This is a genomic window from Cupriavidus sp. GW822-FHT02D05, from assembly GCF_058802485.1.
Genome location: NZ_JBXAOE010000002.1, coordinates 126,908 through 145,344 on the forward strand (window position 1 = coordinate 126,908; position 18,437 = coordinate 145,344).

17 protein-coding genes are annotated in these 18,437 nt (G+C 62.6%); 9 read left to right on the forward strand and 8 right to left on the reverse strand.

Annotation, left to right across the window (positions count from 1 at the left end; all coding sequences use genetic code 11):
* Positions 1-121: 121 nt before the first annotated feature.
* The 6 genes from AC1RQK_RS02985 to AC1RQK_RS03010 all read left to right on the forward strand — a co-directional run bounded on the left by AC1RQK_RS02985 (position 122) and on the right by AC1RQK_RS03010 (position 8,589).
* Positions 122-967 carry a sugar phosphate isomerase/epimerase family protein gene (locus AC1RQK_RS02985; protein WP_492807601.1) on the forward strand — a complete coding sequence of 282 codons (846 nt, stop codon included), beginning with the start codon at positions 122-124 and terminating at the stop codon, positions 965-967.
* Between the two features lie 63 nt (positions 968-1,030).
* Positions 1,031-2,380: an MFS transporter gene (locus AC1RQK_RS02990; RefSeq protein ID WP_492372833.1), complete on the forward strand. Its 1,350-nt coding sequence runs from the start codon at positions 1,031-1,033 to the stop codon at positions 2,378-2,380.
* A gap of 93 nt (positions 2,381-2,473) precedes the next feature.
* Positions 2,474-3,307 (forward strand): shikimate dehydrogenase family protein, encoded by an 834-nt coding sequence (locus AC1RQK_RS02995; protein ID WP_492372832.1) that lies wholly within the window; start codon positions 2,474-2,476, stop codon positions 3,305-3,307.
* A gap of 94 nt (positions 3,308-3,401) precedes the next feature.
* Positions 3,402-3,728: a hypothetical protein gene (locus AC1RQK_RS03000; RefSeq protein WP_492372831.1), complete on the forward strand. Its 327-nt coding sequence runs from the start codon at positions 3,402-3,404 to the stop codon at positions 3,726-3,728.
* A gap of 919 nt (positions 3,729-4,647) precedes the next feature.
* A complete protein-coding gene (locus AC1RQK_RS03005; RefSeq protein WP_492807603.1) occupies positions 4,648-7,743 on the forward strand; it encodes an acetoacetate--CoA ligase in 3,096 nt (1,031 codons plus the stop codon).
* A gap of 54 nt (positions 7,744-7,797) precedes the next feature.
* Complete coding sequence (locus AC1RQK_RS03010) at positions 7,798-8,589, forward strand: 4'-phosphopantetheinyl transferase family protein (RefSeq protein WP_492372829.1); 792 nt, start codon at positions 7,798-7,800, stop codon at positions 8,587-8,589.
* 253 nt (positions 8,590-8,842) lie between these two features.
* On the opposite strand, the gene AC1RQK_RS03015 is transcribed toward AC1RQK_RS03010, so the two are convergent.
* From AC1RQK_RS03015 to AC1RQK_RS03040, 6 genes are all read right to left on the reverse strand, one after another.
* Complete coding sequence (locus AC1RQK_RS03015; protein ID WP_492372828.1) at positions 8,843-9,445, reverse strand: antibiotic biosynthesis monooxygenase; 603 nt, start codon at positions 9,443-9,445, stop codon at positions 8,843-8,845.
* Positions 9,442-10,068 carry a hydrolase gene (locus AC1RQK_RS03020; protein ID WP_150987658.1) on the reverse strand — a complete coding sequence of 209 codons (627 nt, stop codon included), beginning with the start codon at positions 10,066-10,068 and terminating at the stop codon, positions 9,442-9,444. The genes AC1RQK_RS03015 and AC1RQK_RS03020 overlap by 4 nt, the downstream gene beginning before the upstream one ends.
* Before the next feature lie 273 nt (positions 10,069-10,341).
* Positions 10,342-11,040, reverse strand: coding sequence for a hydrolase (locus tag AC1RQK_RS03025; RefSeq protein ID WP_013953087.1), 699 nt, complete (start codon positions 11,038-11,040; stop codon positions 10,342-10,344).
* A gap of 254 nt (positions 11,041-11,294) precedes the next feature.
* On the reverse strand, positions 11,295-11,597 hold the full coding sequence (locus AC1RQK_RS03030) for a UBP-type zinc finger domain-containing protein (protein WP_492372827.1): 303 nt from the start codon (positions 11,595-11,597) through the stop codon (positions 11,295-11,297).
* Entirely contained in the window at positions 11,594-13,246 is a 1,653-nt protein-coding gene (locus AC1RQK_RS03035) for an FAD-dependent oxidoreductase (RefSeq protein ID WP_492372826.1), read from the reverse strand. Before AC1RQK_RS03035 ends, AC1RQK_RS03030 begins: the two co-directional genes overlap by 4 nt.
* Positions 13,247-13,325: 79 nt before the next feature.
* Positions 13,326-13,706, reverse strand: a complete 381-nt coding sequence (locus AC1RQK_RS03040) for an OsmC family protein (RefSeq protein WP_492372825.1) — start codon at positions 13,704-13,706, stop codon at positions 13,326-13,328.
* A 294-nt stretch (positions 13,707-14,000) separates the two neighbouring features.
* Here AC1RQK_RS03040 and AC1RQK_RS03045 point away from each other — a divergent pair, with 294 nt between their 5' ends.
* On the forward strand, positions 14,001-14,348 hold the full coding sequence (locus AC1RQK_RS03045; RefSeq protein WP_492807860.1) for a nucleotidyltransferase family protein: 348 nt from the start codon (positions 14,001-14,003) through the stop codon (positions 14,346-14,348).
* Here the strand turns inward: AC1RQK_RS03045 and AC1RQK_RS03050 are convergent.
* Together AC1RQK_RS03050 and AC1RQK_RS03055 are read right to left on the reverse strand one after the other, a co-directional pair.
* Positions 14,278-14,751 carry a serine hydrolase gene (locus tag AC1RQK_RS03050; protein ID WP_492372824.1) on the reverse strand — a complete coding sequence of 158 codons (474 nt, stop codon included), beginning with the start codon at positions 14,749-14,751 and terminating at the stop codon, positions 14,278-14,280. The genes AC1RQK_RS03045 and AC1RQK_RS03050 overlap by 71 nt on opposite strands.
* Before the next feature lie 349 nt (positions 14,752-15,100).
* Positions 15,101-16,009, reverse strand: coding sequence for a LysR family transcriptional regulator (locus AC1RQK_RS03055; RefSeq protein ID WP_492372823.1), 909 nt, complete (start codon positions 16,007-16,009; stop codon positions 15,101-15,103).
* A 140-nt stretch (positions 16,010-16,149) separates the two neighbouring features.
* On the opposite strand from AC1RQK_RS03055, the gene AC1RQK_RS03060 reads away from it, so the two are divergent.
* Both AC1RQK_RS03060 and AC1RQK_RS03065 read left to right on the forward strand, forming a co-directional pair.
* Positions 16,150-17,331 (forward strand): M20 aminoacylase family protein, encoded by a 1,182-nt coding sequence (locus AC1RQK_RS03060; RefSeq protein WP_492372822.1) that lies wholly within the window; start codon positions 16,150-16,152, stop codon positions 17,329-17,331.
* Positions 17,332-17,355: 24 nt separating this feature from the next.
* Complete coding sequence (locus AC1RQK_RS03065) at positions 17,356-18,363, forward strand: Bug family tripartite tricarboxylate transporter substrate binding protein (protein WP_492372821.1); 1,008 nt, start codon at positions 17,356-17,358, stop codon at positions 18,361-18,363.
* Positions 18,364-18,437: the final 74 nt, after the last annotated feature.

Sequence of the window (18,437 nt, forward strand, 5' to 3'; positions counted from 1 at the left end):
CTCCATCCCGCACTACCCCAAGAGTAAGGGTAAACACCTTTATTGGAATCAACATCCATTTGGTATCGTATTCCAAACAAGATCGCCGCGGCACTGCCGTCGAATCTTCCAGGGATACGCCATGAAACTTTCCATCGACTCCTATTGCTTTCACCGATACTTCGGCGAGGTTTACCCTGGCATCGAAGATGATCCCGGTTCACGCATGACCATGCGGGGCTTTCTCCAGCGGGCAAGCAGCCTCGGCGTGGACGGCGTATCGCTTGAATCCTGCTTCCTGCCAAGCCTGACTCCCGAGGCTGTGAGCCAGTTGCGCGAGGACCTGGACGAGCGCGGACTGGAGCGGGTGTGGGCTTGGGGGCACCCGAGTGGGCTCCAATCGGGCGATGCGCCGGAAGAAGTTGAGGATCTCAAGCGTCACACCGAGATCGCTGCGGCGATCGGTGCCAAGGTGATGCGTATCTGCTGTGGCGGCCGTCGCACGCGACCGGCCGAATGGGGCACGCACAAGGGCAAATTGGTCCCATTGCTGCGCAACGCGATAGCGCATGCCGAGCAGCACGGTGTCGTGCTCGCCATCGAGAACCACATCGACTTTCTGGCCGACGAACTGGTTGAGTTGATCCAAACCATCGACTCCCCCTGGCTGGGCGTTTGCCTGGACACCGCCAACAACCTGCGCATGCTGGAAGACCCGATGGTCGCGATTGAGAAACTGGCCCCCTATGCACGCGCCACGCATGTGAAAGATGTCGCTGCCAGAAGTGGCAATCCCCGAGAGTTCGCCTTTTGGCCGAGCGTTCCCCTCGGCAAGGGCCTCATCGACATTCCGCGAACTTTCGACGTGCTGCGCAAGCACGGATACACCGGCCTGCTCGCGCTGGAAATCGACTATCTGCATCCCGCCTTTGGCGGCGACGAACAGGCCATCGCCGACAGCCTCGACTACATGCGCGGCTTGCTCTAGACGTCGCCCCGCCCCGCCGGGCGCATTGGAAACGTTGCCCTCTACAAAATAACGGAGACATTCATGAAAGCGCCCAGTCAGATCAACGTCCAGGAGTTTTTGGACTCCAGGCCATTCGGCTCTTTTCACTGGAAGATCCTTCTGCTGTGCTTGACCATCCTGATCCTCGATGGATTCGACATCGTGGCAATGGGCTTTATTGCGCCCGCCCTCGTCGCGGACTGGAAGATTCCGCGCGAGGCGCTTGGACCGGTACTGAGCATGGGGCTGTTCGGGCTGGCGATTGGCGCGCTGACGGGGGGCCCGCTAGCGGACCGCTTCGGCCGGCGCAAGGTCATTATTGGCGCGGTCTTCTTCTTCGGCCTCATGAGCCTGGCATCGGCGTGGTCCCCAAACATCGCGGTGCTGTCGGTCCTGCGATTCCTGACCGGTCTGGGCCTCGGCGCATCGCAACCAAATGCTGCGACGCTGGTCTCCGAATACGCCCCGAAGAAGTACCGTTCACTGATGGTGACAGTTGTCTACTGCGGCTTCACGCTTGGCGCCGCAGGTGGTGGCTTCCTTGCCAACTATCTGATCACGACACATGGCTGGGCGTCGATCCTGGTCGTAGGTGGTGTGGTGCCGATCGCCTTCGCGCTGTTGCTCTGCTTCCTTCTGCCCGAGTCCGTGAAGTTCTTGGCTGTCAGGCATGGCGGTCATGGCGAACTGCTGCACATTGTCAACGCGATTGCTCCTGAGACGGCCGACCCGGCGACCGAGTTCGTGACGCCTGAACGTGAACATGCGGGCAAGAGTGCCATCAAGCTCATTGTCTCCAAACCGCATGCGGCAGTGACCCTCGCCCTGTGGGCCGGGCTATTCATGAATCTCTTGACCGTCTACTTCCTCAACAGTTGGCTGCCGATCATGGTCAAGGACGACGGCTTCACGCTGGCCGACGCGGCGCTTGTCGGCGCCATGCTCCAAGTCGGCGGCACGCTCGGCAACATTGTCATCGGCTGGGAAATGGATCGATTCAACCCGCACAAGGTCATGATCGGGACGCTGCTCGGCGCAGCATTGTTCACGGTGGCGATTGGCTCTCAGCATCATAGTGTCGATATGCTGATGGGGCTGGTCTTCCTGCTTGGCTTTTGCATCAACTCGGCCAACACGGGCTGGACTGCGATGGCTGCGGGCTACTACCCGACGGAAATGCGTGCGACGGGGACCAGTTGGATGACGGGCATCGGCCGGTTCGGTGCGATCTCCGGCGCGTCCCTCGGCGCAGTACTACTGGCCCTGAAATGGGACTTCGGCCAGCTCTTCATGGCCCTGACCTTTCCGATTGGTATCGCGATTGCGGCGGCCTACATCAAGGGGCGGCACAACGCCACGAACACGATCGCACGCAAGGCGCCTGCAATGTGAACCGGCACTTGCCTCGCCCGCCAGGGTCTTCGACCGAGGCGTCTCACATGTCAGCCAAATCTTCTACACGGCCCGATCGCCGGAGACTGAGTCATGACGCAATCTCTTTTGATTCCCAGCCCACAAGGCACAACACGGCTATTCGCGGTGTTGGGCGATCCCGTTGGACAGGTGCAGGCCCCCGTGCTACTGAACCGCCTCTTCCTGGAACTTAACGCGGACGCGGTCACGATTCCCGTGCACGTCAGACCGGGACAGTTGAAGACCGTGGTCGAAGGGCTCAAGCGCATGGAGAACCTCGACGGGATTGTGGTCACTATCCCGCACAAGTTCGCCATCTGCTCGCACGCCGACCGGGTCAGTACGACGGTCGGGTTGGCAGGCTCCGCCAACGTCCTGCGGCGCGATCCCGACGGCAGTTGGTTCGCCGAGAACTTGGATGGCTTGGGATTCGTGCAGGGCCTGCGCGCGCAGGCGCACGAACCAGCCGGCAAACTCGTCGCACTTTTCGGCGCTGGAGGAGCGGGGGCAGCAATTGCCACAGCGCTCGTTCAAGCGGGCGTCAGACGCGTGATGCTGACCGACACATTGGCGAGCAGGGCCGACGATCTGGCCGACCGCTTGAATGCATACAAGCCAGAGGTAGCGATTTCTTTGGCGAACCCGACTTTGAATGACGTGGACATGGCGATCAATGCAAGTCCGGTCGGACTGAATGCGCACGATCCCGTTCCGTTCCCTATCGATGATTTGCCGCGGCATGCGATCGTTACCGACATCATCATGAAACCGGCCGAAACCCGACTGCTCAAGTGTGCGGTCAAACGCGGGCTCAAGACGCACCCCGGCATTCACATGCTAACGCCGCAAATCCAACTGTATGCCGAGTTCTTCGGTGTAACGAGACCCGTTCACGGCAATTGTTGATTCGAATGGCGGGTCGTCGCGGTACTTCGCGGCCTTCCTGAGCGGGTGCGGCGCATCGGTACCGATTGCAGATAGCATCCGCACAAGTAGGTCCATGCCGCGACGATCTGGTCAGGGGTACCAGGAATTCATCTGCGGCGCTCATGGCCGGGACTCGACGCTCCAAAACGCGATGTCGCAGTGCGATGCATCCGGCCTGCTGCCCTCGGAGGCCGCGGCCGAAATTGCCACCCTCATCGACGCCGTGAACGCCTGGCAGGAACACTTCGCGCAGGCCGGCGTGACAGAGCGCGACATCGAGGGCCTGGCCGAGCGCATCGACAGCGAAGCGCTCCTAAGCCAACGCGCCGGCTTCGACCAGGCCCGGTTTCAGTTCACGCCGGCCAAGAGAAAGCGAGCAAGCCCCTTCCGGCGCCCTTGAAATCCTCGCACGACACACCAGTCCCTGCCCAAGCGCGTGGTACCAACTGAAGCCGTTCGATGCGCGGCTCGCGTTCTGTCGCCTGCGGGATCGAAGCAGCCGCGTGGGGATGCGCTGGGCATGGTAGCAGGGATGGAGACAATGTGCGGCACGCACCCGGAGGGCTGAAATTGGTCGGAGAACAACGGCTGCAAGCAGCTAAGCGTCGGTTTTTTCTGCCATCTCAAGTGCATCGCCTACCTCAACTTCACGACATCAGGTATGGCACTCATGGTGCCTAGCGTCCAGAATGCTCCGTCGCAAACCCGGGCATTGGGATGCTTGCCAGGAATAAAAATGCATAGCGGAGTTTGGACGGCCCCGTTCAGCGGGTAAGCCCAGCGATATATGCCGAATGTCTGTCTGGTGCACGGGAACCGACATGTCGCGCACAGTGCATAGTCGCCCGCTTCGGGTCAATTCCAGTCACTCAGAAGCGATTCACGAATGCCCCCTCACAGGGCGGACAAGAGAAGTTCATCGACCATGCTTCGAGCTTCCGCGGTCTGGTTTTGACAGGTGGTCCCTCGCGCTGCCTAGTCGCCGCCGACCGAAAGGTGCTGCCCCAAGGCCTGCATCAGGATCTCGTGGATTCGCTCACACCATTCCGGGAGGAAGTTTCGGGACGCGTGTCGATTTGATAGTGACTCGCACGTCGGTGTGATGGCCGCCTTGCTGTTTCAGCGAAGCCGCCCCGGGTCACGAACTTGTTGATACGAGAAGCCCCAGTCACGTCTACGCCAACTGGCTGGTCGTTGCCTGTGGTTTGGCAATAGTTCGTGCGATTTCGCACAGAGCAACAAATAGCGAGTCACTAGTCTGGATCATCAGAACGCGCCGTTGCTTCGAACGGTGCGCACCGGTCTCAGTGGAGAATCGGATGGATCGCTTCTACCTGTTCGACCCGTCGTTCCGCCCCAGCGCGACCATGGGACGCGTACCCATTTATAGCAGCACGCCCGAGCGCGCCGCGGCGTCGCAAATGACCGCATTTACCACGGCCCTGCAGGCATACACCGGCCAGGTCTTCAATAACTACGATACGCTACACGATTTCTCGGTACGGGAATATCGGACGTTCTGGCAATGCTTCGTGCAGTGGTCGCAGGGGCTTGCGTGGTCCGGCAGCTCCGAGCCGGTCTGCGTCGGCGACGAGTGCGAGTATGCACGCTTCTTCCCGCAGGTCCAACTGAACTACGCGGACAACCTGCTTGGCTTGGCGATAGCGACGCCCGACACACCTGCGCTGACCGCATGTCACGCAGATGGCCGACGTGTACGCCTGGCCCGCGGCGAACTGCGCAATCGGGTAGCTCGTCTTGCGCATGCTCTTTCGGAGTTGGGGCTGCGCGATGGGGACCGCGTGGTTGGCGTGATGCGCAACGACGCGGATGCGGTCGTTGCCGCGCTGGCCGTCACCGCGCTCGGTGCAACGCTGTCGACCGCCGCGGCCGAGATGAGCGTCGAGACGATCCTCGATCGCTTCGCGCCGCTAGCGCCGCGACTGCTGTTCGCGCACGCTGCGGATCGGGCGTTCGACACAGGCATGTCGCTGGCGGATAACGTCGCCGATCTGGCTGCCGCGTTGCCGTCGCTGCAGGGCGTCGTCCGGCTCGACGACGGAACCTTGCCGGACACCGTCAAGCAGCGGGTCTATTCGCTTGGCGAACTGATCGACAGTGGCGATGCCGGGAGCTTCGTGTGGCGGCGTTTCCCATTTAACCATCCGCTCTTCATCATGTTCTCGTCGGGCACTACCGGCAAGCCGAAGTGCATCGTGCATGGCGCCGGCGGCAGCCTGCTCGAGCATCTGAAGGAGCATCGGCTGCACTGCGACCTGCGGCCCGGCGATCGCTTGTACTTTCACACCTCCTGCGCGTGGATGATGTGGAACTGGCAGTTGTCGGCGCTCGCGTCCGGGGCCGAGATCGTTACGTATGACGGCCCGATCTCGACGGTCGATGCGTTGTGGCGCCTCGTCGCCGACGAGCGGGTTACCGTGTTCGGCACAAGTCCCGCGTACCTGAAGATGTGCGAGGACGCGGGCCTGGTGCCAGGGCAGCAATTCGATCTCGGCGCACTGCGCGCGATGATGTCGACCGGTGCGGTGCTGTTCGACGCGCAGTTCGAATGGGTGCGCGATCACGTGAAGCCGCTGCCCCTGCAGTCAATCTCGGGCGGCACGGACATTCTTGGCTGCTTTGTGCTGGGGAATCCGAACCTGCCGATCTATGCGGGGGAAGCCCAGTGCAAGAGCCTTGCGCTTGATGTTCAGGCGTGGGAACAGGGTGCCCGCACCTGCCGAACCGGCGAGCTGATCTGCGCGAATCCGTTTCCGTCGCGTCCGCTCGGCTTTTTTGGCGACACGGACGGCAAGGGGTTTCACGCTGCCTATTTCACCAGCAACGCAGGTGTCTGGACGCACGGCGATCGCATCGAATTCTCGCCGGAAGGCACTGCGCGGCTGCATGGCCGTTCCGATGGCGTACTGAATGTTCGCGGCATCAACGTTGGTCCGGGCGAAATCTATCGTGTGCTGAGCGATATCCGGGAAATTCGCGAGGCGCTGGTGGTCGAGCAGCGGTCACGCGCTGCACCGCCTGACGCCACGCGCGCGCAAAGGTACGACCAGCGCATCGTGCTGCTGCTGGTCTTGCAGGATGGCGTCGCGCTGACGGGCGCGCTGGCCGCCCGAGTGCGCCGCGACCTCGCACGTCGTGCGTCGCCCACGCACGTGCCGGACCGGATCATCGCCGTCGATGCGTTGCCGGTCACGCATAGCGGCAAGCTGTCCGAAGCGGCCGCGCGCGATGCGGTCAACGGCTTGCCGGTCGGTAATGCCGCGGCGTTACGCAATCCCGGATGCCTCGACTCGATCCGGAACCATCCGGCACTGAACCTGGCGGCGCGCGAATTGCCACCCGCCGGCGAGTCCCGCGAACAACTAGAACGTCATTTGCAGGTGCTGTGGGAGAAGCTGTTCGACTTCGCGCCGATCGGTCACGACGACAACTTCTTCGAACTGGGTGGTCATTCGCTGCTCGCTGCGCGGTTGCTCGCCGACGTGCATCAGTCGACCGGGCGCACGATCCCACTCGCGACGCTGCTGATCGCGCCGACGATCGCGCGCCTCGCCGCGGCGATCGACGAGGGCGAACTGCAGCCGCCGTCGCCGATCCTCGTGCCCGTGCGCGCCGGCACCGGGACGCCGCTATTCCTCGTGCATGGCTTGAGCGGCTCGGTGATGGAATGTTGGGGGCTGGTCTGCGCGCTGCGTAGTCCGCGCCCGGTCTATGGACTGCAGGCACGGGGCCTTGACGGCGAGCAGCCGACACAGCGGTGCGTCGAAGATATGGCGGCCAGCTACATCGAACAGATGCGCACCGTGCAGCCGGGCGGACCGTACGCGCTGGCCGGCTACTCGTTCGGCGGGCTGGTCGCGCTCGAGATTGCACAACAGCTGATGCGCGCTGGCGAGCACATCGAATTCCTGTGCCTGCTCGATACCTATGTGCACGAGCATTTCCTCCCATGGCATGCTTGGCTGCGGCACCGCTGCAGCTATTTGAGCTACCAGTGGCGCAAGCTGCGCGCGGTGCCTGCGGCGCAGCTTTTCGGTTACCTGACGTACATGCTCGGGAAGGCGGCCGATCGCGCGGGGATGAGCCTCGGGCGCATGACGCGCCGGCCGGACGCCTACACCGAATCGTTTCCGCCTGCGCTTTGGCGCGTGCGCGAAGCGATGAGACAAGCAACGACGACCTACCGGCCGCGGCCGTATCACGCCGGCCCGATTGTCTATGTGCGCGCGGCGATTCGACACCAGGATTGGGGCGATCCGATATCGCTGTGGCGGCGTGTCGCGCGCGACGGCTTGATGATTGCCGAAGTGCCCAGCGGCCATGGCGATATGCTCGTCGAACCAAACTTGCAGGTCGTCGCGGCGCTACTGGACGAGGGGTTGGCAAACCCGTGACGCGGCGGGCGTGTTTCATGAGGCGCCGCAAGGCGTGAGCGGGGATCGAACGGCATGCAGCACGATATTGTCACCGCACGGAACGTGGTACGTACCGCATCTCTTCTACTGCCTGATCCGAGCCGCCTCACGTTGCCGGAAGGAGCCGTACATGTGTGGGTACTGCATGACGCTCTTATCGACCCGGTATGTTCGACGCTTGCCCACACGCTTTCGCCGGATGAGCGACAGCGTGCCCGAGCCTACAGACACGAAAGGCATCGCAATCACTTCATTGCCCGGCGGAGCCTTCTCCGCTGGCTGATCGGCGGCTACCTGACCTGCAAACCCGAATCCCTGCGCTTTAGTGTTGCGCCGTTTGGCAAGCCCGCCTTGCAGTGGCCGCACGCTGCAAGGCTCGCGTTCAGTGTTTCCCACACTGACGGGATGACGCTGCTCGCTTTCGCATGGGATTGCTGCGTCGGTGTGGACGTGGAGCGGCGGATTGACGGCGTAGACGTTACGGGCGTTGGACGCGGACTATTCTCTCCGATCGAGGAGAAGGTGCTTGACCCGACACGACCTGATTTGGCTGCAACCCTGCTCAGTATCTGGATCCGAAAGGAAGCCCTGCTGAAGGCGCTCGGCACGGGCCTCTCCGGCGAGCCGAACGCCTATACGACCGAAGACGACTTGCTACGCGGCGAGGGCCGCTGGTGTGCTTCGCATAACGGCACAACCATTTCCGGCTGGACGTGCCTTGACCTCGTACTCGGGCCCGAAGTCCGCGGAGCGCTGGCCGTGTCGTTTGAAGACGCAAGCGTCACCCTCCACCGTTGCTCGTTATCGACCTGGGCAAACAGCTGACCAATTCGACGGCAATGCCGCATTAACGCTGGGCCTACGAGATGCGCGATCGAACAACCAGGAAGATACATTTGAATGGTTGTCTCGGAATCAGGGTTGCCATACAGCCTGAAGTGAAGGTCTGTTAGCTGTCCAGAGTCTCCCTTGATTGTCTCTATCACCTCGTACTTAAGGTGCACGACGCCGATCGGATACTCCAACTCTCCACGATGCGCGGCCTGAACGCCGCTGCTGCGCACCAAGTACGCACTGATCATTTGAACAGCCAGTGTGCAACGAGCCGTGTATAGCGCGGCATCACCACGTAAACCATCAGGAACACGATGGCCGCCGCGACGGCTGCCTTGTCGATGAACGAGTCATGGGCGAAACCGAGGCGCGCAAGCACCGGCACGACGCCCCATGGCACGACGATGCTGAGCGGCAGGATGGCGCTCCACGTGATGAGCCACTGCTTCCACGCGGTTGGGATCTTGACCCGTGCGTTCTTTGGAGTGAACCAGAAATCGAGGCCAGTCCTGATCTCGTATCGGTCGCCTTGCCGCAGCGATGACCGCATTCTCTCAATATGTTGGCGACGCACATCGGATTCCATCCAAGCGTTGAGGCTCCTGAAGTCGGCGAAGCGGACAATGGTCGCATACTCGCGGCTCGTGCCGACCGGACGGATCACATCGGTGCTTAGGTAGCCGGAAAACCTGGAGCATGCGGCTCGGATGTCCGCGAGCCACGCTTCATACTGCTCGGCGGCGTCGGGCTCGACCTCGTGAACAATGATGCTCGTCACGATTTCCTGCGGATTGAAGGTAGTCGGGTTCATCGCACTCCCGGTGGCGCCTGCATCGAGGACGTTCATGTCGGTTTGATCATGTCACGCGCATAGGCGAGGCCCGTGCCATACCCGCCACCATGCTCGACCACGATCGAGCGAGCCTTCTCATAGGTGTCATGACGGGTCCAATCCCTCTGGAATTCGAGAAGGACCTGGAGCCAGGAAGTCATGACTGCGCCAGCGCAAGCCATCCGTCGCAACGCAAGATCATGGCTTGTTGGTGTCAGCCCGCCGCAAGCATCGGCCGCAACGTATACCTGATATCCCTCGGACAGCGCTGACAGCACCGGGAAGCTCACGCAAGCCTCCGTCAGCATGCCCGCGATGATCAGCGTACGCTTTCCGGTAGCCGTAATCGCGCCGCGCACTGCATCGTCTTCCCAAAGATTCATGTTGCGGCGCTCAATCGGCGTGACGTTTGGCAGCACGTCTCTAAAAGCCGGCATCAATGGGCCGCTGTACACCTTCGAGGCTGAAGTGGAGACCACAACCGGCAAGTCAAAGGCGACCGCGGTCTTCGCGAGCGCAAGGCCATTACTGCGCAGAATCTGGGGGTCTTGAGAACCCGCGGCGAACGCAAGGCCCGCCTGTTCATCAACGAGGATCAATGCGCAATCGGCGGGGTCGAGCAACGGTAGTTTGGACATGGGAGTTCTCTTGTTCATTTGAGACCGCGATCTTGTTTCATGCCGCGGTCTGCGATCAATCCGCCCACAGCTAGCGTGCCAGCGAGGATGCCGAGAGAAGATGACGTATGGGCATGCTTCAGGAATCCGCTCGCAAACGCGAATGCGGCGAACTCCCATTTGCTAGCAATCTTCCTTACGCTCTTCATCGTCAGTCGGGATTGAAGTGGGCAGTCGGCCCGGTCTCTGAAATGACTGGACGCCCCTTGGAACGTCCAGCCCGCGAATGCAGTATTAGCGCTCGATCACCTGCGCATGGACCGGCGCCAGCGACTCGTGCTTCGTGGCGGTGCGCTGCTCGGCCTTGTGGACCATCGTGTAGGCGTAGTCCACGCCCATGCCGTAAGCACCCGAGTGTTCCTTGGCCACCTTCATTACCGCGTCGTACGTGTCACGGTTCTTCCAGTCGCGCTGCCATTCCAGCAGGACCTGCTGCCAGGTCACCGGCACCACGCCGGCCTGCACCATGCGCTGCATCGCGTAGTCGTGCGCTTCCTTGGTGGTGCCGCCCGAGGCGTCGGCCACCATGTAGATCTCGTAGTTGCCTTCGAGCATCGCGCACAGCGCGAACGTGGTGTTGCAGACCTCGGTCCACAGGCCGGCGACGATCACCTTCTTGCGGCCATTGGCGGCCAGTGCGTCGCGCACCTTCTGGTCGTCCCAAGAGTTCATCGAGGTGCGCTCGAGCGTCTGCTTGCCCGGGAACACGTCGAGCAGTTCGGGGTAGGTATAGCCCGAGAACGAGTCAGACTCGACCGTGGTGATGGTGGTCGGGATGTCGAAGATCTTGGCCGCCTTGGCCAGGCCAACCACGTTGTTCTTCATGGTCTGGCGGTCCATCGACTGCACGCCGAAGGCCATCTGGGGTTGATGGTCGATGAAGATGATCTGGCTGTTGTGCGGGGTCAGGACTTCGAGCTTGGCGTTGGACATGGCGTTCTCTCCATTCGATGTGATTCAATTTGGCTGATGTTTCTTCGCGGCGTAAATTTGTTTCTGTGCTGCCATGGACGGAACTATAGCGTCGATAGCTTTGCTCAAAGTGATCGATTCACGGATATATTATTCAAATATTTTGAATACATGAGCCCACCGAACGGACACTCCGGAGTACGGTGAGGGATACGACTGCACCTCTGCGCCTCTGCCAGGCCATAAGCATTCATACAGGCCCGGTTAGCGCTCCGTCAGACGAACCGTGGGATGGGTCGTCGCTGCGGCGTCTGGTCCGGGAGCGCGATCTCTTCCCGATCGATGTAGCACCACCCCCATCCCTCAGGGGGGTCATATCCCTCAATGATTGGGTGCCCGGTTTTCTCGAAATGCGCGCGGGCATGCTTGAGTGGAGAGTTATCACAGCAGCCAACGTGACCGCAGGTTCGGCACAGCCGAAGATGCACCCACGGGCTGCCCACCTTGAGGCACTCTTCGCAACCCAGGGCGCTTGGCACGACATCACGGATCGTATCCGTATGGTCACAGGTCTTCATGCCACTTCCTTTGACAGTCTGCTGAGGTAAGCGTGGATTTGGGAGATGGCAGCGGCGCCATCGCCGACTGCGGCGGCAACTCGCTTGGTCGAGCCAGCGCGGACGTCGCCGATTGCAAAGACGCCAGGCATGCTGGTCTCGAGCGATGCGTCCGATGCGCCAGTAAGAATGAAACCCTTGTCGTCCGTCGCAACCGAGCCATTGAGCCAGCGGGTATGCGGCGTCGCACCGATGAACAGGAACAGGTGGCAGATCGCATAGTGTGTCGAGGTGCCGCTGGCGCGATCGCGAACAGTAGCGCTGGCGAGCCTGTCGCCACTGGCGGCAAGTTCGGTCAGATCCGTACCGACATGAATCTCTACGTTGGACAGTGCCGAGATGCGGTCGATGAGGTAGCGGGACATGGTCGCCGACAGGTCTCGCCTGACGAACACGTGAAGTCGCTTCACGTGTGGCGCGAGAAACACGATTGCCTGGCCCGCCGAGTTACCGCCGCCGACAAGAGCGATTTCCTTGCCAGCACACAAGCGGGCTTCGATTGGGGACGCCCAATAGGAAACGCCGGAGCCCTCGAAATGTGCGAGACCGGCAATGTCGGGGTGTCGGTAGGCGGCGCCCGAGGCAATCACGACGGTACGCGCTGCCACCGTCGAGTCGTCCGAAAGCTTGAGCGCCAGCCGATTCTCGTAGCGATCGAGCCGCACCACGCTCACAGGGATGGCCACCTCAGCACCGAATTTGAGGGCCTGGGTGAATGCGCGGCCAGCGAGCGCCTGCCCGGAGATGCCGGTAGGAAAGCCAAGATAGTTTTCGATTCGCGCCGACGCGCCGGCCTGGCCGCCCATGGCACGCTCGTCCAGAACGACCACCGAGAGGCCTTCCGACGCGCCATAGACCGCTGCGGCCAGCCCGGCCGGTCCCGCGCCGACGATGGCAACGTCGTAGGTCTTCTGCTGCCCGAGCTTGGGGATGATGCCGAGACAGGCCGCCAGCTCCCGCTCATCGGGCCGCTTCAGCACGCTGCCGCCAGGGCAGACCACCAGCGGCAGGTCGGTGGGGAGAAGCGCCATCCGCTCGATAAAGCTGCGGCCCCCACCATCGACTTTGGGATCCATGACGTGGTTGGGATAGCCGCTGCGGGTCAGGAAGCCTTGGAGGCGCAGAAGATGCGCATCGTCTGGCGCACCAATCAGGATCGTGCCCGAGCCGCCGTGTTCGATCAGCCTGACACGGCGCAAGATCAGCGCGCGCATGACGATCTCACCGACCTCCGCCGATCCGATCATCAGCGCTCGCAAATACGGCGGATCGAACGGAAGCAGGGTGGCGCCGCCACGACCGGCTCGCGCCGAGGCGAGCGACGCACGGCCGTCAATCTGGCTGACTTCTCCCGTGAACTGCCCTGCGCGATGGGTGGTGATTGGCGCTTCCTCGTCAAGGCCATCCCGGCGCAGAACGTCGATCGAGCCATCCAGCACGAGCCAGACGGGCACATTCCTGTCTGCCGTGGCGAAGACAATCTCACCCGCCGCAAAATATCGCGGCGGACCGCTTGCGAACCGGCGCGCCGCCTCAACCTGGATCGGTGTCAGGACGGGGAATATCTGGTGCCTGCGCTCTCCGACACCGTCTGCGTGCTGCTCGATCATACGAGCGTTCTCCTCTCGAGAGCGGCGTCCGGTGGGTTTATTGCCAAGCACCGTCGGCTTCGCGTGAACCCGGTCAGCGTCACGCCAGGCGAGTTTCGATCGGCAACCCGGGGCTCAACGTTTTCGTGACGGGCGTGCGCTCGGCAATTTCCGCCAGACGCGCTTTCTGGCTGTCCTCCAGGCCTCTGATCACTAGCGTCCGCTCGATGCGCCACTCGTCCGTCCCGACTAGCCGCAGGGAGACATCGAGCGACTCAAGGGCCCAACCTTTGCGTTCGGCATACATTTTGAGCGTGATGGCGGTGCACGCTCCCAGGCTTGCAAGCAGTAAATCGTAAGGGGCCGGTCCGGCACCTTGCCCGCCGCGCGCGTGGGGTTCATCGGCCGTGATTGCGTGGCCGGATACGACGATGTTCGTGCGATAGGGCGTCGATCCAATCTGGGCGGTGCCGTGTGTCATGGTTCCTGCCTCCACTGCACGATGTGGGATGTTGGATGAACTGGCTTTGCTGGAGTATCTTCGCAAAGCGTCTGATATACCAATCATCCTTTGGTATGGTCGATCGGCTCGGCGGCATTTCGGGATACCCGAAGTCAACAGGTACGCAGAGACGGCGCAGCACAAGCGGCAAATCAATCCATGCGCGCGGGCAAGGCTTCGGCCAGCGTATCCACGGCCAGCCGCACCTTGCGTGACAGGTGTGGTGTCTGCGGCCACGTGGCGTAGAGACTGCCGGCCAGAACGCGCTCGCGGATCAGCCAATGTCGCCTCCTCTCGGCTGGCGCCTTCCTCAAGGGCGGTTGGGGCGATCTCGTCGGCGCGCCGTCCACATGGCCGAAAACGGATGTCGACGCGATCTGGCTCGATAGCTCACGGGCCGGAGATCATGTTGATCGGGAGATCGAACATGACCTGAGAGAGCTGAACCGGCAGGCTAATTGGTCAGCGAAGAATCAGTGCCGGCGCATATCCGAAATGGGGTGCGGGTTCAACCGGTCGATGCAACGAATTGATGGAATCGTTCATCCATTTAGAGCCGTTCACTTGAGCTTACGTAAGACGGTTGGCGCGGGTCGGGTAACACGCGTGCGACCGTCTTGAGCAAGCCAAGTCGCCGCCCGACTTCGTCGAGCCCTGGAAAGAACTCGCCGGAATTGGCCAGGGAGGGATTGGAGGTCGTCCAGTTGCCCACCGAAAGGCCCATCGAAGCCAGGCCATCCTGGCACATCTGCGCCACGGTTTCGGCCTTGAGCACGCGGCCGTTGGGCTCGGCCCCGTCATTGAGGATCATGCGGATGAACGTCATGTACTCGCCCACGGTGGCGTACAGGCCGTGGCCGCCCATATCCATCGGCGGCGGCTCGGGCAGCACGAGGTCTGGCAGCGGGGTCAGCTTGCCGTCGGCGGCGCGTTCGTGAATCGTCACGCGGCGGGCCTTCATGGATTCGGTCAGCCCGAACTTGATTTCCACCATGCCCAGCGGGTCGAAGATGCGTGCTTTCATCACCTCGCCCAACCGTCTTCCGCGCTTATGGTTGTCGCTTGCATGGCCTTCCGCACAGGAGGAAGCGATCCAAGCGTCGTCAATTTAGGGGAGACGGGCCACATGGCGTGTACGATTCCGGCATCTGCCTGTTCGGATCAGGCAGAAATCTGCGGGCTGCAATATGCCGCTGCCCGGTCCGCCCCACACATGGCCTTCCCGCGCGGTAAGCCATGCACCGTGACCACAATCACCTTGGCTCGCGGTGGCGGATCGAACGCGGCGTGCAATGGCGGGGGCGTTGTCCGCCTTCTCTGCAATTCGCAGGCGGACTGTGGCTTGCCGCCGCCGCGCTTGCCAGGTTGGTTAGTCATAGTTTCGGAAACGCCTTGACCACGTGCCGCAACAGGCTGGTGGCGACTGGCGAGAGCGGCCGTCCGGCTCGCGTGACGACGTGGATCCGGCTGTTGTTCAGGATCGGATTGGCAAGCGGCAGCGATATCAGGTCGGTGAACTGTGCGCCCTTCAGCGGAATCGAGCGTGGCGTCATGATGTAGCCGAGCCCCATCGCTGCAAATTCCCACAGCACCTTGAACGAGTTGGTGACGAGCATCGGCTTCAGGGTGATGTGCTCGTCCAGTTCCGCTGCCTGCACGTGCTTGCGCACGCCGAACGACTCGACCAGCGCCGCGCCCTGGTGCTGCGCCAGTTCCACCAAGGTCAGCGCGCTGCGGTGGTGCGCCAGGGGGTGGCCCTTGCTAACGTGAACGCGGATCGGGGACAGCCGCGAATAATGCGAGCGCAGGCGCGCGTCGTTGGGCGGCTGGAACACCAGGCCAATGTGTGCCATGTCTTCCACGATGCAGCGGACCGTTTCCTCGGTCCCGGCCACCCGGACGTTGTAGGTCACGTCAGGATGCCCGATCAGGAAGTCGCGCAGCACCGGCTCGAGCACCATGTCGATGAAGCCCTCGCCAAATATCAGCTCGATGTGCCCGCGCTGGGCGTTCTTCAGGCTGTTGACCTCGGCGAGGAATGTGTCGTGCAGATCCTGCTGGCGGCGGGCGAACAGGGCGAGCATGCGCCCGGCGTCGGTGACGACGACGCCCCGCCCGCGCCGCTCCAGCAGCGTCAGGCCCGTGTCCTGCTCCAGTTTGGCCACGGCGCGACTCACCATCGACGGGTCCACCGAGAGCACATCCGCCGCGCCGCGCACCGACCCCGTCTCGATGATCTGGAGCAGGCACAGCGCCCGCTTCCGATCCAGCACGTCTCCCATCCGTTCTTCCATTGCGCCGACATCTCAAATGTTGTGGTTCGAATGTTGTCATTTATACAACAATTCGTCCCCTCAGCTGTCATGGATGCGACGGACACATCTGCAGATAATGGCGTGAACCACCTTGATCGACGACAACCATGACCGAATCCGCCCGCGCCCACTTGAGACGATCCATCGAGGCCATCGCGCCAGAATTCGTCGCGATTCGCCGCCAGATCCACGCGCATCCCGAGCTGGCGTTCGAAGAGCGGCGCACCGGTGACCTCGTCGCGGAGCTGTTGGCAGCCTGGGGCTACGAGGTCCATCGCGGCCTGGGCACGACCGGCGTGGTCGGCAGGCTAAGCAAGGGCCAGGGAACGCGGACGTTGGGCATTCGCGCCGATATGGATGCGCTGCCTATCCAGGAGAAGACGGGGCTGGACTATGCCAGCACCCTGCCCGGAAAAATGCACGCCTGCGGGCACGACGGACACACGGCCATCCTCCTGTGCGCCGCGCGGCATCTGGCCGAGTCCGTCGACTTCAACGGGACGCTGAACCTGATCTTCCAGCCCGCCGAGGAAAACGAAGGCGGCGCGCTGCGCATGCTGGAGGACGGTCTGTTCGAGCGCTTCCCCTGTGATGAGATCTACGCCCTGCACAACGCCCCGGGCCTGCCGGTCGGCCAGATCGGCCTCATCGCCGGTCCGGCCATGGCCTCGTTCGACCGTGCCACGGTGACGCTGACCGGCCGCTCGGCCCATGGTGCCATGCCACACCATGGCATCGACGTGATGCAGGGCGCGGCCAGCATGGTGCTCGGGCTGCAGTCCATCGTAAGCCGCGAGATCGACGCGCTGAAGTCGGCGGTCATCACCGTGGGCTCCATCCAGGCGGGCGCAACCTACAACGTGGTGCCTGAGAGCGCGACGATCAAGATCGGGGTGAGAGCGCTCGACCCCAAGGTGCGCACCCACATCGAAACGCGCCTGCGGGACTTCGTGGCGGCTCAGGCGCGCAGCTTCCAGCTTCAGGCCGAAGTCGTCTATGAGCGCAAGTATCCGGTGCTGGTCAATCACGACCGCCAGACGGAGCGCGCGCGGGAAGTGGCGGTCCGGCTGCTGGGTGAGGACAACGTCGTGTCCCGCGGACCCGTGATGGGCAGCGAGGATTTCGCCTGCATGCTGGAGCATCGCCCCGGCGCCTACATCCGGCTCGGCAACGGCCTCGGCCAGGATGGCGGCTGCATGGTCCACAACCCCTTGTACGACTTCAACGACAGGGCCCTGCCGGTAGGCGCAGCGTTCTGGGCCAGCTTGACGCAAAGCTACCTCGCCTGACAAATTCAATAACGGGAGACAACCATGACCACACAGACGCGCCGCCGCTTCCTCCAATACGCTGGCCTGACCGCAGGCTCGACGGTACTTGCCGGCCTGCCCGCCTTTGCGGAGCAGACCTTCCCGAGCCGGCCGCTGTCGCTGGTGGTTCCCTACCCCGCTGGCGGTGCCAGCGATACGTCCGCGCGCATCTTCGGGGAATCCATCGGCAAGAGCGTGAAGCAGCAGGTAGTCGTCGAAAACTACGGAGGCGGCACCGGGCTGATCGGTGCCAATAAGGTACTGGCCGCGCCGGCTGACGGGTACACCTTCTTTCACGGCTCGATCAACGAAGTGTTCCTTTCCCCGCTGCTGAATCCAGCGGCCCGCTACAAGCCCCAGGACTTCATGCTTGCCGCCCCGATTAGCGACGCCAGCATCGTGCTCCTCATCCGCAGCGGCATCCCGGCCGACTCGCTGGACAAGTTCCTGGACGTGGCGAAACAGAACAAGAGCAAGCCGCTGACCTACGCGACCGTCGGCATCGACTCGATCTATCACCTGATGGGCGACGCACTCGGCGCCCGCATCGGCGCGCCCTTCCTGCACGTGCCCTACAAGGGGGCAGCCCCCGCGCTGCAGGGCCTTGCCGGCGGGGAGGTGGATTTTGCCATCCTGCCCTATCAATCGAGCTTCGACAGCATGCAGGAACAGGGCCGGCTCAAGGTGCTGACAAGCTTCTCCAGGTCGCTGCCCGCGCCGCTCAAGCATATTCCGCTGATCTCGCAAAGCCGGCAGGTCCCCGACTTCGAATACGCGATCAGCGGGGGCTACTTCGTCAAGCAGGGCACACCTGCCGACCGGATCGCAGTGCTGCGCAAGGCGATCGGCGAAGCGCTGGCGAAGCCGGAGATCCGGGCCAAGCTGGAAGCCGAGGGCCGCGCCGTCGCGCAGCCCATCGACAATCAGGCGCAGGCGAACCAGCTCTTCGACCAGTACATGGGTCGTGTTTCGCAGCTCATCCGCAACGTGGGGCGCAAGACTGCCGCCTGACTTCCGGCCGAGTGGCACCGGGGCTCGTGCCGCACATAGGGCAGTCCATCGAGGGCGGCAACAACCGACTGATC

Coding starts and splice junctions, on each gene's coding strand:
- AC1RQK_RS02985 (WP_492807601.1), top strand. CDS start 122: ATGAAACTTTCCATCGACTCCTATTGCTTTCACCGATACTTCGGCGAG.
- AC1RQK_RS02990 (WP_492372833.1), top strand. CDS start 1,031: ATGAAAGCGCCCAGTCAGATCAACGTCCAGGAGTTTTTGGACTCCAGG.
- AC1RQK_RS02995 (WP_492372832.1), top strand. CDS start 2,474: ATGACGCAATCTCTTTTGATTCCCAGCCCACAAGGCACAACACGGCTA.
- AC1RQK_RS03000 (WP_492372831.1), top strand. CDS start 3,402: ATGCCGCGACGATCTGGTCAGGGGTACCAGGAATTCATCTGCGGCGCT.
- AC1RQK_RS03005 (WP_492807603.1), top strand. CDS start 4,648: ATGGATCGCTTCTACCTGTTCGACCCGTCGTTCCGCCCCAGCGCGACC.
- AC1RQK_RS03010 (WP_492372829.1), top strand. CDS start 7,798: ATGCAGCACGATATTGTCACCGCACGGAACGTGGTACGTACCGCATCT.
- AC1RQK_RS03015 (WP_492372828.1), bottom strand. CDS start 9,445: ATGAACGTCCTCGATGCAGGCGCCACCGGGAGTGCGATGAACCCGACT.
- AC1RQK_RS03020 (WP_150987658.1), bottom strand. CDS start 10,068: ATGTCCAAACTACCGTTGCTCGACCCCGCCGATTGCGCATTGATCCTC.
- AC1RQK_RS03025 (WP_013953087.1), bottom strand. CDS start 11,040: ATGTCCAACGCCAAGCTCGAAGTCCTGACCCCGCACAACAGCCAGATC.
- AC1RQK_RS03030 (WP_492372827.1), bottom strand. CDS start 11,597: ATGAAGACCTGTGACCATACGGATACGATCCGTGATGTCGTGCCAAGC.
- AC1RQK_RS03035 (WP_492372826.1), bottom strand. CDS start 13,246: ATGATCGAGCAGCACGCAGACGGTGTCGGAGAGCGCAGGCACCAGATA.
- AC1RQK_RS03040 (WP_492372825.1), bottom strand. CDS start 13,706: ATGACACACGGCACCGCCCAGATTGGATCGACGCCCTATCGCACGAAC.
- AC1RQK_RS03050 (WP_492372824.1), bottom strand. CDS start 14,751: ATGAAAGCACGCATCTTCGACCCGCTGGGCATGGTGGAAATCAAGTTC.
- AC1RQK_RS03055 (WP_492372823.1), bottom strand. CDS start 16,009: ATGGGAGACGTGCTGGATCGGAAGCGGGCGCTGTGCCTGCTCCAGATC.
- AC1RQK_RS03060 (WP_492372822.1), top strand. CDS start 16,150: ATGACCGAATCCGCCCGCGCCCACTTGAGACGATCCATCGAGGCCATC.
- AC1RQK_RS03065 (WP_492372821.1), top strand. CDS start 17,356: ATGACCACACAGACGCGCCGCCGCTTCCTCCAATACGCTGGCCTGACC.